This is a genomic window from Acinetobacter sp. FY731 (genome assembly GCF_059515905.1).
The window spans coordinates 393,850-408,961 of record NZ_JCAKNB010000002.1; the positions used below are offsets into that span (position 1 = coordinate 393,850).

Annotated in this window: 13 protein-coding genes, 1 rRNA gene and 1 pseudogene; 10 read left to right on the forward strand and 5 right to left on the reverse strand. The window is 36.8% G+C overall.

The features are described 5' to 3' along the window. Positions 1-8: 8 nt before the first annotated feature. From AC5YC8_RS04035 to AC5YC8_RS04055, 5 genes are all read left to right on the forward strand, one after another. The gene (locus AC5YC8_RS04035) at positions 9-1,001 is read left to right on the forward strand and encodes an aliphatic sulfonate ABC transporter substrate-binding protein (protein ID WP_496163626.1); all 993 of its coding nucleotides are present in this window, start codon (positions 9-11) and stop codon (positions 999-1,001) included. A gap of 31 nt (positions 1,002-1,032) precedes the next feature. Further along, positions 1,033-2,208 carry an FMNH2-dependent alkanesulfonate monooxygenase gene (gene ssuD / locus AC5YC8_RS04040; protein ID WP_496163627.1) on the forward strand — a complete coding sequence of 392 codons (1,176 nt, stop codon included), beginning with the start codon at positions 1,033-1,035 and terminating at the stop codon, positions 2,206-2,208. Further along, positions 2,208-3,023 (forward strand): aliphatic sulfonate ABC transporter permease SsuC, encoded by an 816-nt coding sequence (gene ssuC / locus AC5YC8_RS04045; RefSeq protein ID WP_496163628.1) that lies wholly within the window; start codon positions 2,208-2,210, stop codon positions 3,021-3,023. Before ssuD ends, ssuC begins: the two co-directional genes overlap by 1 nt. Positions 3,024-3,036: 13 nt before the next feature. Continuing rightward, the gene (locus AC5YC8_RS04050) at positions 3,037-3,837 is read left to right on the forward strand and encodes an ABC transporter ATP-binding protein (RefSeq protein ID WP_496163629.1); all 801 of its coding nucleotides are present in this window, start codon (positions 3,037-3,039) and stop codon (positions 3,835-3,837) included. 342 nt (positions 3,838-4,179) lie between these two features. Continuing rightward, the gene (locus tag AC5YC8_RS04055; RefSeq protein ID WP_496118658.1) at positions 4,180-4,800 is read left to right on the forward strand and encodes a TetR family transcriptional regulator C-terminal domain-containing protein; all 621 of its coding nucleotides are present in this window, start codon (positions 4,180-4,182) and stop codon (positions 4,798-4,800) included. Between the two features lie 69 nt (positions 4,801-4,869). On the opposite strand, the pseudogene AC5YC8_RS04060 reads toward AC5YC8_RS04055, so the two are convergent. Then, positions 4,870-5,436 (reverse strand): annotated as a pseudogene (locus AC5YC8_RS04060) (phosphorylase family protein). A 122-nt stretch (positions 5,437-5,558) separates the two neighbouring features. Next, positions 5,559-6,695: a TDT family transporter gene (locus AC5YC8_RS04065; RefSeq protein WP_496118662.1), complete on the reverse strand. Its 1,137-nt coding sequence runs from the start codon at positions 6,693-6,695 to the stop codon at positions 5,559-5,561. Positions 6,696-6,903: 208 nt separating this feature from the next. Between AC5YC8_RS04065 and ribF the strand changes: the two genes are divergently transcribed. The 5 genes from ribF (at position 6,904) to AC5YC8_RS04090 (ending at position 12,496) form a co-directional block, all read left to right on the forward strand. Continuing rightward, entirely contained in the window at positions 6,904-7,905 is a 1,002-nt protein-coding gene (gene ribF / locus AC5YC8_RS04070; RefSeq protein WP_496118664.1) for a riboflavin biosynthesis protein RibF, read from the forward strand. A gap of 64 nt (positions 7,906-7,969) precedes the next feature. Continuing rightward, a complete protein-coding gene (gene ileS / locus AC5YC8_RS04075; RefSeq protein WP_496163630.1) occupies positions 7,970-10,816 on the forward strand; it encodes an isoleucine--tRNA ligase in 2,847 nt (948 codons plus the stop codon). Then, on the forward strand, positions 10,809-11,351 hold the full coding sequence (lspA, locus tag AC5YC8_RS04080) for a signal peptidase II (RefSeq protein WP_496163631.1): 543 nt from the start codon (positions 10,809-10,811) through the stop codon (positions 11,349-11,351). The genes ileS and lspA overlap by 8 nt, the downstream gene beginning before the upstream one ends. Then, the gene (locus AC5YC8_RS04085) at positions 11,344-11,826 is read left to right on the forward strand and encodes an FKBP-type peptidyl-prolyl cis-trans isomerase (RefSeq protein ID WP_496118670.1); all 483 of its coding nucleotides are present in this window, start codon (positions 11,344-11,346) and stop codon (positions 11,824-11,826) included. Before lspA ends, AC5YC8_RS04085 begins: the two co-directional genes overlap by 8 nt. Positions 11,827-11,953: 127 nt before the next feature. Further along, the gene (locus tag AC5YC8_RS04090; protein ID WP_496163632.1) at positions 11,954-12,496 is read left to right on the forward strand and encodes an NADPH-dependent FMN reductase; all 543 of its coding nucleotides are present in this window, start codon (positions 11,954-11,956) and stop codon (positions 12,494-12,496) included. Positions 12,497-12,757: 261 nt separating this feature from the next. On the opposite strand, the gene AC5YC8_RS04095 is transcribed toward AC5YC8_RS04090, so the two are convergent. From AC5YC8_RS04095 to rrf, 3 genes are all read right to left on the reverse strand, one after another. Next, a complete protein-coding gene (locus AC5YC8_RS04095) occupies positions 12,758-13,069 on the reverse strand; it encodes an ankyrin repeat domain-containing protein (RefSeq protein WP_496118673.1) in 312 nt (103 codons plus the stop codon). Between the two features lie 36 nt (positions 13,070-13,105). Then, positions 13,106-14,893: a GGDEF domain-containing protein gene (locus tag AC5YC8_RS04100; protein ID WP_496163633.1), complete on the reverse strand. Its 1,788-nt coding sequence runs from the start codon at positions 14,891-14,893 to the stop codon at positions 13,106-13,108. 101 nt (positions 14,894-14,994) lie between these two features. Further along, positions 14,995-15,109, reverse strand: a 5S ribosomal RNA gene (rrf, locus tag AC5YC8_RS04105). Positions 15,110-15,112: the final 3 nt, after the last annotated feature.

Sequence of the window (15,112 nt, forward strand, 5' to 3'; positions counted from 1 at the left end):
AAAACCCAATGGGACTATTTAAATCTTTCGGCTTAATTGGTATTACTGCAATTAGCGTAGGGTTAACAGCTTGCCAAAAACCTGAATCTAATACAGCAAGTAACAATACAAATCATGCAGATACTAAAGTTAAAACCATAACATTAGGTTTCCAAAAATCTGCCGCAACGTTTTTAGTTGCTCGCCAACAAAAAATTTTAGAGCAAGAATTTCCACAAACAAAAATTGAATGGAAAGATTTTCCAGCAGGCCCACAACTTTTAGAAGCATTATCTGTTGGCGCTGTAGATCTTGGTGTTGTTGGTAATACACCTCCAATTTTTGCTCAAGCCGCAGGTAAAGAATTAACTTATGTTGGCTATGAGGTTCAACCTACTGTCAATCAAGCCATTCTTATTCATAAGAATAGCGAAATTAAAAATATCCAAGATTTAAAAGGCAAACGTATTGCGCTACAAAAAGGCTCAAATATGCATGAATTTCTTGCCAATGTTTTAAATAAAGCAGGCTTGAAATGGAGTGATATTCAACCGATTTGGTTACCACCTGCTGATGCTGGCGCCGCTTTTGATAAAAATTCAGTAGATGCCTGGGCAATTTGGGAACCAAACTTAACCACGGCAATTGAAACAACCCAAGCCAAAGTGCTTATCGATGGTCAGGTTTTTCCTAAAACTTATTTGTATTACATCGCAAATCCAACATTTGCAAAGTCGCATCCAGCTGCTGTTGAAAAAATAATTAAAAGCTTAAATCAAGCAGATGAATGGATTATTAGAAATCCTGAAGACGCTTTAAAAATCTATGTCACCAGTACAGGCCTAGATGAAAAAATTGCTCAAATTGTTTTAAACAAGCGTTTAAAACCATCTTTAGTTCATCCAATGAATGACGAGGTGATTAAATCTCAGCAAAAAATTGCAGATCTGTTTTATGCAGAGAAACTTATTCCCAAAAAATTCAATATTCAAGATGCCGTTTTGAATAGCAATTCTAATTAGTAATTTTATATATTAAGCAAGGAAATTTGACATGAAAATCTTTTGGTTCATTCCTACACATGGTGATAGTCGTTATTTAGGTACTAGCAAAGGTGCACGTCAAGTTGACCATGCTTATATGAAACAAATTGCTGTAGCAGTCGATAACTTAGGTTATGAAGGTGTACTTATTCCTACGGGTCGCTCATGTGAAGACCCTTGGATTACAGCAGCAAGCTTAATTGATGCAACTAAAAATCTTAAATTCTTAGTTGCGTTACGCCCAGGCGTAACCACTCCTGCACTTGCAGCACGTATGGCATCTACATTTGATCGTTTATCTAACGGACGCGTTTTGCTAAACCTTGTAACAGGTGGCGATGAGCAAGAACTAAAAGGTGATGGCTTATACGAAGACCATTCAACACGCTATAAAACAGCAGCAGAATATACAAAAATTTGGCGTGAAATTCTAACTCGCTCGCATACAGGTGAGTCTTTCACATTCCACGGCGAACGCTTAAGTGTAGATGATGCAAAACTTCTTTATCCACCAGTTCAAGAACCACACCCTCCACTTTGGTTTGGTGGCTCTTCTGAAGATGCAATCGAACTTGCAGCCGATCAAGTCGATACTTACTTAACTTGGGGTGAACCACCAGCAGCAGTAAAAGAAAAAATTGCTGTTGTAAAAGCTAAGGCTCAAGCAAAAGGTCGTGAACTTAATTATGGTATCCGTTTGCATGTCATTGTTCGTGAAACCAATGAACAAGCTTGGGCTGCGGCGGAAGAGCTTATTCAATATGTAGATGATGCAACTATTGCAGCTGCACAAGCAAAATTTAAAACGATGGATTCTGTAGGTCAACGTCGTATGGCTGAACTTCACAATGGTGACCGTACAAAATTAGAAGTTTCACCAAACCTATGGGCAGGCGTTGGACTTGTTCGTGGTGGTGCAGGAACAGCCCTTGTAGGTGACCCTGAAACTGTTGCAGCACGCATTCAAGAATATGCAGACCTAGGTATTGATACGTTTATTTTTTCGGGCTATCCACACTTAGAAGAGTCAATTCGTTTTGCGGAGCTTGTATTCCCATTACTTCCTTTAGAAACACACAAAAAACTTGCTCAACCAAATCTTACAGGTCCATTTGGTGAAATCGTAGCAAATAACTACGTCGCAGATGACGCGAAAAAAGAAGCTAAAATTCAGGAGCCTGCTTAATGTCTACAAAACTTTCTGTGGATACCATAATTGAAAAAAAGGTTTCACGTGGAACACTATTTGGGCAGCGCTTGTTACCTTGGTTGTTCCCAATTGTACTTATTCTTATTTGGCAAATAGCATCCCGCACAGGTCTTTTAGAAAGTCGAATTCTTCCTGCACCAACAGCAGTAGCTTCCGCTTTTTGGAATCTACTTGTTAGCGGTGAACTCATTGAGCATGTAAAAGTCAGTGCAGGTCGTGCTGTATTAGGTTTACTTATTGGTGGTGGATTAGGTTTGTTATTGGGGCTATTAAACGGCTCATCAAAAATGGCCTCTACGCTACTCGATACAACGCTACAAATGATTCGAAATATTCCTGCATTAGCTTTAATTCCTTTGGTTATTCTATGGTTTGGTATCGATGAATCTGCAAAATTATTTCTAGTTGCTGTAGGCGTATTCTTCCCTATTTACATCAATACTTACCATGGTATTCGTTCGGTTGATCCTCAACTTATTGAAATGGGCAAAAGCTACGGACTAACACGTTGGCAGTTGTATAAAGAAATTATTTTGCCAGGGGCTATGCCTTCAATTTTAGTTGGTCTACGGTTTTCTCTAGGTCTTGTATGGGTGCTTCTAATTGTTGCCGAAACTATTTCAGCGCAATCAGGTATTGGTTATATGACCATGAACGCCCGTGAATTTTTACAAACAGATATCGTACTTGTAGGAATTTTACTCTATGCCCTACTTGGAAAATTTGCAGATGTACTTGCAGTGGCTTTAGAAAAGTATTTACTCCGTTGGCACTCAGGTTATCAAAAATAATAAGGAGAATAAGATGACTGATTTAAGTATAGGTCTACAGATTAGTAATGTAGAAACACAAACATCTTCACCAGACATTAACCCCAATGCGGTATTGGGTGCTGAAATTTTAATTGAACAATTACATAAATTTTATGGTTCTGTTCAAGTATTAAAAGATTTAGATTTGCATATTAAACCTGGTGAGTTTCTTGCCATTGTTGGTCGAAGCGGTTGTGGTAAAAGTACCTTGCTACGTCTCATTGCAGATCTTGAACAACCAAGCTATGGCGAAATTAAGTTTAAATCTGCACGCCATATTCGTGAAGGTATTACCAGTGACGATATTCGTGTCATGTTTCAAGACCCTCGCCTTTTACCTTGGCGTACTATCGAACAAAATGTGCAATTAGGCTTAGCTAAAGAACAGCAAAACAATGCCTCTCAACTTCTACACAAAGTAGGCTTAGAAGAAAAAGCGGGATTATGGCCATCTCAACTTTCGGGTGGTCAGCGTCAACGTACAGCATTGGCACGTGCTCTTTCTCACAAACCACGCATTTTGTTATTAGATGAACCTTTAGGTGCTCTTGATGCACTCACACGTTTAGATATGCAGAACTTAATTGAAAAATTATGGACTGAACAAGGTTTCACAGCCATTTTGGTTACACATGATGTAAGTGAAGCCGTACAACTAGCAGATCGTATTATCTTGCTCGATAAAGGGCTCATTGCTAAAGAGTTTAAAGTAGATTTACCACGACCTCGTCAGAAAGGAATCGACTTTTCACACTTAGAACAGCAGGTTCTAAATGCTGTTTTAGCAACATAAATATAGCGTCTTCTATGTTCTACTTTGAATTTAGAAGACTTTTTTGTTAGCAACATGTAATTTTACTATTTAATAAATATTTAAAATGAAAATGAGGTTTATTCTGAGTAAAAACCATTAAAAATCACTAAGCTCTTTGAAACGTATGTATAAAACTAAATTTTACCCATTACCTATCATGACCCAAGTACAATAAAAATATGTCGACTTCATCTCAATTTAATAGCATATCTTCAAAATTAATTTGTTTTTATACTCAAAATACAAATTTAGATTATCCACAAATCTGATGATTTGCCGTACAATTAACGATTCCCCTTTTTCATTGTTTTAAGTTTGCTAATGGAACAAAAAAAGAGTACCCAAAAACGTCAACAGCTACTAAGTGCAGCGTTGGACGTATTCTCAGTCTACGGCTTTAGCGGCGCTAGTCTAGATGAGATTGCTCAAATTGCAGAAATGCACAAGTCGAATATTTTCTACTATTACGAAAATAAAGAAGCTTTGTATGTAGAGGTATTAACTACCGTTCTACAAAAATGGCTTGCGCCTTTACAAACACTTGAGTCTGAACTTGAGCCTGATGAGGCGATTACCAATTATCTCATGCAGAAAATTGAAGTATCTCGTACACAGCCTAAGGCATCTCGTTTATTTGCCCTCGAAATTATTCAAGGTGCACCACATATTCTTGAGATTTTAAAAGGTCCATTGAAAAAGCTTGTTAAGCGTAAAGCTAAAGTGATTACGATGTGGCAAGAACAAGGTAAAATTTCGAAAGATATTGATCCTGAACTTCTGATCTTGAATATCTGGTCTGTAACTCAGAACTACGCAGATTTTTCTACACAAATGGAAATGGTAACGGGTAAAACCTTACGTAATAGAAGCATGCAACAACGTATTATTCAACATACAGTGCACATGTTCTTATACGGTATTCTTCCGCGTTCTGAAAAATAAAAGCATCACATCTTTATTGATGATTGGCACACGATCATAGTTCTCCCTATGGTCGCCAACCTTTTCTTTTCATTCAATCATTTTATAAAGTTCTAATAATTTTTTTGCACCTAATAATAAATTTTCTTCCCAATCTAAATGCGCTGTATCGTTTGCACCATCAGTAATATATTTTACTGAGATCAAACGTACCCCTAGTTTTTTACACACTTTTGCTAAAGCATAGCCTTCCATATCGACCAAATTACATGGAACTTTAGGCTCGCCTGTTTCAAAATTATCACCCGTTCCACAAGTTCCTTTCGGCAAATGAGCAAAGAATGGTTCTAAATTAATTTCGGCAGGATAATCTGTATCTACTGGCGTTACACCTACGGGAAAGCCTAAAGGAGAAACATCCATATCACGTTGTACAAATTGAGTAACTTCTACCAATGCATGTGCATCAAAATATGAGCTGCCCGCTGTACCTAAATTTAGAATTGTTGTGCAGCCTGTCTTCTGTATCACTTCAAATGCTTTAAATGCCGCATTTACTTTACCAATACCACTATAGTGAACTTCAATTCCTGCTTGTTAAAAAAGCCCTTTCGACTCATTTGGTAATGCCATAATTAATGCTAAATCTGTAGTCATTTAAATGCTCTATGTCAAAGTTCAAATTTTTGCTCATTTAAAATGAAAATTCCGACTAAGGCAAATTCACCATTATTCAGCTATAAAAAATCCCAACCGTTAAAAGTTGGGACTCTCATTACTTATGCTTTTTCACGTTCTAAATAACTTTTTAAACACGGTGAAAATATTAAATGACCTTCATAGAAACCTTTAAAGGTTCGAATTGCCACAATGCTCCACAATAAAATCAGTACAGTGGCAAAACTAAAGGCAATGACATAAATAAAATGCAATTGAGTTTGATGTGCCAAATTTAAAATGGCTAAACTAAATACGCCTAAAGGGAATGTTAACCCCCACCACCCGAGGTTAAATGGTAAATCCTTTTGTGCATGTTTAAGTGTCGTTAATATAGCAATACCCAACCACCACACACCAAAGCCAATTAAAATTAAACTGGCAAATAAACCTGCTTGATGAGCAAACTCACCCAAATTCTGCATATCAATAACATTAAGAATACGTGGTGCTTGCTCCCCTAAAACCAATAATGCCAATGCACCTGTTCCAATTGGTCCTAACGCTAGCCAACTACTAATTGCTAGCTCTTTGCTTGGCAATTGATGCACAGCAAGTCGTAACATCAACACCGTTAAAATTCCAAAGGCTGGTAATACTGAAATCCCCCACAAAGCATAACTACCCAATAAAATGGCAACTGCATGTTGTGTTGCATCCAAATGAGCAAGCAAAAGACCGCCTGAACTCGCACTCACCTCACAAGCCACAATAGGCAATAGCCACACAGCAGTCATTGTTTTTAGTTCATGTTGCTGTTGGCTATACATTGCAAAGGGCACAATCCATGCAATCAACATCGCCAAAACGACATCTATATACCAAAGTTGTTCTGCTATATGTATTGAAATATCACCATAAAGAGGAATTCCAAACTTTAAAAAGCCATTTAAAATGGTCGCTAACCCCATTGGTATTGCACCTAAAAATAAGCACATAACAGGATGCTTAAAAATCTGTTTTGCTTCATTGGTATAAAATACCCAACGAAGTAAATACAAAGCACTAAACACAATAAATAAAAAAATATTAAAATGCCAAAGGGCTTCACCTACGTTCCACATCAATGTATGAGCAAATGGCATTTCAGCAATAATAAGTGCAACAACACCCGTTCCCATGACTGCTGTAAACCAATTTGGTGTAAAATGGCGAATCACATCTTTTAGTTGTTGAAGTTGATAAAATGGCTTTTGCATCACAGCATCCTCGTGAGTGGTGATAAAATCATTTTAAGACAACCCACAAATAAGAAAAATTGATTTATTTTTATTTAATGAATAAGTAAAATTGATATATAAGCAATTATTTGTCGTTATTTTTTTGGGTAAAAACAGAACAACAAGACGAAATCATAAGAATATGGCAATATATAGCCCTCATATATTTTCGCCTTTTAATTTAGACATGAAGCTACTGCGCCTGAATGCTTTAACATCGAATACTCAATTGCCAAAAACTGCGGTAACAATTGGCAATTTTGATGGTGTGCATCTTGGTCACCAAGCCATGATTACTCAATTAAAACAATTAGCAAAACAGCAAAACTTAAAAACTCTTGTCATGATCTTTGAGCCTCAGCCTTTAGAGTTTTTTAAAGCGTATGATGCTCCCCCACGTATTAGCTCATTGCGTGAAAAAGTAGAATACTTAACAGAGCTTGGTGTCGACTACATTGCAATTGCAAAGTTTGACAATAATTTCCGTAGTTTGAGCGCTGAAGAATTTGCGTGTGTATTAAAAGAAAAACTCAATGCACAAAGCCTTGTTTTAGGGGATGACTTTCACTTTGGCAAAAACCGCCAAGGGAATAGTGAATTCTTAAAAAATTATGGCTTTCAAGTCACTAACTTAAATACCATAGAACTAAATGGTGAGCGTGTTAGCTCAACCCGTATTCGTCAAACACTACAAGCAGGTGATTTAGCACTTGCTGCAAAATTATTAGGTCGTCCATATAGCATTACAGGTCGTGTGCAATATGGAGATCAAATTGGGCGAACCATTAATTTCCCAACAATTAATGTTCGACTAAACCGTCATAAACCATGTTTACATGGCATTTATGGTGTAGATGTAATATGCGAAAATACATCTTTGAAAGATAAAGTGAAAAGTGAAAATCCTGAAAAAATAGGGATTGCAGGCTACACCCCAACATCATTATTTGGTGCAGGTCATGTCGGCACTCGTCCTGCCATTCAACAAGAACATCCTGAATGGCGATTAGAAGTACATTTTCCCAATGTTTCTGCTAATCTGTATGGCCTATTAATGCGGGTGACATTCTTGAACTATTTACATGGCGAAAAGAATTATCCTTCGCTTGAAGCACTCAAAGCAGGAATTGATGATGATACAGAGAAGCTCCTTGAGTTTCGAAGTAATCACCCCCATTTCCCGTTTTAAACTCCCTATTATTCTATTGTAAAACGCGTCAGTCTAAGGCTGATAAATTTGGAAGAAATCTTGCATGAGCGATAAGCAAACTCCTGAAAATGCAGTGGATTACAAAGCCACGCTAAACCTCCCAGGTACTGAATTTGCAATGAAAGCAAATCTAGCAGTACGTGAAGCTAAATGGTTAGAAGAGTGGTATGCCGACAACATTTATCAGCAGATTCGTGAGTCGCGTATTGGCAAGAAAAAATATGTGCTTCATGACGGCCCTCCGTATGCAAATGGTCAAATCCATTTAGGTCATGCCGTTAACAAAGTACTTAAAGATATTATTATTAAAAGCCGTGTATTAGATGGCTTCGATGCACCATACGTGCCAGGTTGGGACTGTCATGGTCTTCCAATTGAACTTAAAGTTGAAGAAAAAGTAGGTAAAGTTGGCGTGAAGGTAGATGCTTCTACATTCCGTAAAGCTTGCCGTGAATATGCTTACACACAAGTTGAACTTCAAAAGAAAGACTTCGTACGTATGGGCGTATTTGGTGATTGGGATAACCCTTACTTAACAATGAACTTCAAACAAGAAGCTGACATTGTTCGTTCATTAGGTGCAATTGCAAAAGCGGGTCATATCGAGCCGGGTCTTAAGCCTGTAAACTGGTGTTTAGACTGCGGTTCATCTTTAGCTGAAGCAGAAGTTGAATATGAAGATAAAAAATCTGATGCAATTGATGTTGGCTTTACCGTTGTAGACCTTGCAGATTTATCTGCACGTTTAGGTGTAAACGTTACCGACCGTACCGACATTGTCATTTGGACAACTACACCTTGGACAATGCCTGCTAACCAAGCAGTTGCACTACATGCAGATATTGAATATCAACTTGTTAAAGCAACAGGCGAAGAAAAAGCTGCGCAAAATTTCATTCTTGCAAAAGATTTAGTTGAATCTGCAACTGAGCGTTATGGCTTCACTGAAGTTGAAGTACTTGCAGACTTTACAGGTTCAAAACTTGAAAACTTATTGCTTCAACATCCTTTAATTACTGAGCGCCAAGTGCCTGTAATTTTAGGTGAACACGTTATTGCAACAAGTGGTACAGGTGCTGTACATACTGCACCAGGTCATGGTGTAGACGATTATAAAGTTGGCTTACAGTACAACTTAAAAGTAGAAAACCCAGTGGGTGGTAACGGTGTTTACTTACCAACTTCTGCACTATTTGCAGGCGAGCACATCTACAAAGCAAATCCAAAAATTATTGCTGCATTAGCTGAAGCAAACAAACTTTGGGCACATGTAGTCATCAAGCATAGCTATCCACATTGCTGGCGTCATAAAACACCTATCGTTTTCCGTGCAACACCGCAATGGTTCATTAGCATGGATGAAAAAGGTTTACGCCAAGGTGCGTTAAATGCAATTGAGAACGACATTAGCTTCGTTCCTGATTGGGGTAAAAACCGTATCGAATCAATGATCGAAGGCCGCCCTGATTGGTGTATCTCACGTCAACGTACTTGGGGTGTGCCAATCCCATTCTTCGTTCATAAAGATACCAATGAACTTCACCCACGTACGCCTGAATTAATTGAAGAAGTTGCAAAACTGATCGAAGAAGAAGGTATTGATGGTTGGTATAACCGTGATGCTGCTGAATTCATTGGTGCAGATGCTGAACAATACAATGCTGTACGCGATACGCTAGACGTATGGTTCGACTCTGGTACAACTCACTATGCAGTTCTTCGTGAACGTGAAGAATTAACTGATCCTGCTGATTTATACCTAGAAGGTTCAGATCAACACCGTGGTTGGTTCCAATCTTCATTGTTAACATCAATTGCAATTAATGGACGTGCACCGTACAAAGGCTTGCTCACCCACGGTTTCGTGGTAGATGAAAAAGGTCGTAAGATGTCGAAATCTATCGGTAACGTAATCACACCTCAAGACATCATTAAAGATATGGGTGCGGATGGCTTACGTTTCTGGATTGCATCTGCCGATTACCGTTATGAAATGACAGCAGGTAAAGAAATCTTTAGCCGTGCTTCTGATGGTTACCGTCGTATTCGTAACACGTTGCGTTTCTTATTGGCTAACTTGAATGGTTTCAAACCATCGACTGATGCACTTCCTGTAGATCAATTAATCGCACTTGATCAATACATCTTGCAACGTGCAAACGATGTTCAAGAAACAATTAAAAAAGCATATGAAGATATGAACTTCCATATCGTAGCCAATGCGTTAACAAACTTCTGTATTAATGATCTTGGTGGCTTCTACTTAGACATCATCAAAGACCGTCAATACACCACAAAAGCGGACTCACAAGCACGTCATTCTGCACAAACTGCGTTATATCATTTAGTTCAAGCATTTGTTCGTTGGATGTCACCTATCTTGAGTTTTACAGCACAAGAAGCTTGGCCACTTATTCCTGAACAATCAGAAAAATATGTGTTCACAGCAGAATGGTATGACATTCCTGTAGCTTCAACAACAAACGTAGTATCAGAAGAACAATGGCAAACTCTGATTTCTGTAAAATCTGCAGTAAACAAACACATTGAAGCAGCACGTACAGCTAAAACAGTAGGTTCTAACCTATCTGCTAAAGTTGAACTTTGGGCAAATGCAGAACTTAAATCAGTTCTCGATAAACTTGGTGATGAACTTCGTTTCGTATTAATTACATCTCAAGTCATCGTAAATGACTTTGATGCCACTCAAGGTGAAACTTCTGATTTAGAAGGTTTACGTGTAAAAGTATCTGCTGCAGATGGCGAAAAATGTGCACGTTGCTGGCATGTTCTTCCTGATGTAAATACACATCATGAACATCCAGGTTTATGTTCTCGTTGTATTATCAACCTTCCAACAGGTCAAGGCGAAGAGAGAAAGTATGCCTAATCCACAAAATAAAAAGGGCTTATTCCAATTCTACCCGCACAATTTAGTGTGGGTGGGCTTATCTATTGTTTCTATTATTTTAGACCAATGGACAAAATGGATTGCCAGTACACATTTGAATTATGCAGATCCTGTTCCGGTACTACCCTTTTTAAATTGGACATTACTACATAACTATGGCGCAGCTTTTAGTTTCTTGTCCGATGCTGGTGGATGGCAACGTTATTTCTTTACCTCACTAGCAGGCTTAGTGTCTGTTATATTTGTATTTTGGCTCATGCGAATGCCAAAAACTGTAAAAGTATTACCTATTGCTATTGCCCTTATTTTAGGCGGTGCGATTGGTAACTTAATTGATCGTGTAAGCCTTGGCTATGTGGTCGATTTCATTCACGTTTACTACAACAACAGCCACTTCCCTGCTTTCAATATTGCAGACAGTTCCATCACTCTTGGTACTATTTTATTATTAGTAGATACATTCTTCTTAGAAAAGAAACGTATCCAACGTGCAGAAGTGCAAAAAAATGACTGATTTTATTAACCCGAATGAAGATACACGTATTGAAGATGGCGCTAAAGTCGCACTTCACTTTTCTGTAGCCATCGAAAATGGTGTAGAAATTGATAATACACGTACACGCGAAGAGCCTGTCACTTTAGTGATGGGTGATGGCAGCTTATTACCAGGTTTTGAAAAAGCATTATTTGGTTTGCGTGCAGGTGATCGTCGTACCGTTAGTCTTTTACCAGAAGATGCTTTTGGTCCATGGAATCCTGAAAACGTACAAAAATTTGATACTGTCAAATTCGAGCAACGCCCAGTTGAAGGTCACATGATTGAATTTGAAGACAAAGCAAAGCAAAGCCTATATGGCGTGGTTAAAACCGTTGGTGATGATATTACCGAAGTAGACTTTAATCATCCTCTCGCAGGCAAAAACATTACTTTTGAAGTCGAAATTTTCAAAGTAACACCTGCGGGTCAACAAGGTGTAAAACTCATTTAATTTATAAATGAAAAAAAGCTTCTTCGGAAGCTTTTTTTATTTTACTTTAAGATACAAAAAGTCCATACACATGAAACTATTATTATAATAATTTCATAAATATCCATTAAAAAACCAAGGCTTATATATGAATATTCAAATTATTGTGGGAAGTGTTCGTGAAGGACGTACTGCTATTAAAATTGCTTCATGGATTCAAAAAAGCATTCAATCTTATGATTTCGCAACAGTAACAACAGAAATTGTAGACTTAAAAGAATGGAATTTACCAATTTTTGCAGGTGCAAACTTACCTATTATGGGCATCTATGATCAACCAAAACAACAAGAATGGGCAGATAAAATTTCTCAAGGAGATGCTTTCATTTTTATTAGCCCTGAATATAACCACGGCTATAGTCCTGCACTGAAAAATGCTCTCGATTACCTAGGAAAAGAATGGACAGGCAAGCCTGCTGCATACGTAAGTTATGGTGGTTCAAACGGTTCTCGTTCTATCGATCAAATTCGTCAAGTGGCAACTCAACTCGGTTTAATCGACAGTAATGCTGTTGTAGAAATCCGCGATATCTTTAGCAGAAATAAAACTGAAGTTTTTGAATCTAATCCATTTGATGAAAAGGCATTAAAATCAGCATTTGATAAAATTATTCAATATGTTAGTGCTTAAGCAGTATTCTTTTTAATCACTCTTGTACGAATAAGAGTACATTGAATGATGACATTTGAAGCTATTCAATACTGTATTTTCAATCTATATTAAAAGCATAAGGAGACAGGAAGTTTCCCAAACAAAAAACAATAATAATTCGTTTGAGCATCAGGATGTGAGGTACGACAGGAGTTATACCTAGAGCATGAAATACAAAGAAAACCCCGACTGGATGTTGGGGTTTTCTTTTTTAATAATTCTATCTTTTTATTTAAATACTTAGATGCTTGTTAAATATGTAACAACATCATTATTCCCTGCCATTTTCGCAAGTTCTAATGCTGTATATTGCGTTTTATGCTGCACATCAGCACCCTTTTCCACAAGAAACTTTACAACATCTAAATAGCCATTTTCAGCTGCCGCATGCAGTGCACTATAGCCTTCGTCATCTGCAATATTTACATCTGTACCATTTTCTAATGATTTTTTAACTTCAGCTAATTCACCTAAAGATGCCCAATACACCAATTCAGGCAAATGAAGTTCTTCATCATTTTCAGGAATAGTAGAAAAAGAGGTTATTTTCATTGTCATCTCAGTATCATTAAATTTATACAGTATACGCTAAACTACGATCGCACTGTCACGCAGCTGCTTCGCTTGATATAAACGCAAATCAGCACAACGAACAAGTGAATCTGCATCATTAAAATGATTCCAACTATTCATTAATGCTCCACCAATACTAATGGTCAAAATTTTCTTTCCATCATCTCTATCTAAATGCTCAAGCTCTAACTCTCGAACAGTGTTTAAACATTTTTGTGCAAATTTTTCTATTTCCGCCAAACGCATATTTGGAATAATAATGGCAAATTCTTCTCCACCATAACGTGCTAAGAAACCATCTTGGGGCAAAATTTGACGTAGAACATCTACTATTTTTTTTAAAACCTCATCACCCTTCAAATGCCCATAATAATCATTATATTTTTTGAAAAAATCGACATCAATCATAAAAAAGCTTAATGCACTTTGATCTTTTTTACTTGCTTCAAAATGGCTATGTAATGTTTCATTTAATGCAAAACGATTATATGCACCCGTTAAACTATCAAACTTCAGTTGATGTTTTAATAGTTCATTTAACTGAATAACAGTATAAGTTCTTTCTTCGACTTCTTTATCCAAGCTTGCATTTAATCTGAGTAACTCATGGTTATAAGCAATCGCTTGCTGACTCTGCAAAGCATAATCACGGCTTAAACTCAGCAATACAACCATAAAATAAATACATGAGGTATAAAAAGCTATTTCAACAGAATCAATAACTTTTAGCCCAAGTAAATAATCATGAATAAATGTAAGACAAACGATAGAAATTGCAAAAGCATTAATTTTTGAAATTTTTACTTTTTCTTTAAGTAGGATGGTTACCCCATAAATCATATTCAAAAAGAAAAATATCGAAAAAAGAAATGATTTAAAAAAGAAATTTTGAAATATCAAAGGATCTTGACTGAGAATAACACTAAAATTTAATAGAATTATGAATACCGAACCATAATAAATATATTTATGAACCAAAATTGGTAATGCTAAACGAATATAAGTCAGAAAAAATAAACAAATCAAACACGTTAAAATATATTCAATACGTGTTCCCCACAACCAATTAATAGATGTAAACAAGGTATAACTAAATGGAACAGCAAAAAAACTACGTAAACTAAAACTTAAAATAAATAAAGACAATACAAAGAGTGACAGTACAGATCTTTGATAGCTTAAGCGATACATCGTAAACAGAACCATGAATACAGCAATCATGACTAACATTCCACTCACCCATGTTGCGGGAATGATTTGTTTATAAAAATACTGACGAATTGGTTCTTCATAACCTATATAAATCGAGTTTTCTAATCCACCATGAATATGTTTATAACTTGAAAACTCAAAACGTATATTAATATTATTTTCATCTACCGAAAAAATTAGCAAACGTGGAGCCATCTTCGTTTGATGCTCTAATTTATCTCCAACTACTCCTACTTTAAGCATTAAATGATCATTAATATAAAGGCGATATGCTCCATATTGATAAGGTATATACAATGCAACTGGTTTACCAACAGCCTCACTAGGTATTTTAAAGTTCTGAACAAAGCTCCCATGAAAATCATGCTCTGATACTAAATGATCAAAAGAGTTTGGTAGCTGTACATTTAAAGCTGATGATGTATTAGAAGCAGATTCTGAAATAAACTGTTGAGGATAAAACAACCATGTGCCATCTAAATTTGTGCTCTTTTGATCTGTAAAATACAGTTCACGAGTATCAGAAAAACATACAAAACTGCAAATACTTAGAAAAATCCCAATTAGAACTCTAATAATTGATAAACACATTTAGGCTAAGTCGATAAAATAGAGTAAATATTAATTATTATAAAACAATTAGATAGAGAAAACCCCCTCAATCTATTGATTGAGGGGGTTTCGAATTAATGAGCTGGCGATGACTTACTCTCACATGGGTAACCCCACACTACCATCAGCGCTAAGAGGTTTCACTTCTGAGTTCGGGAAGGGATCAGGTGGTTCACTCTTGCTATTGTCGCCAGCACA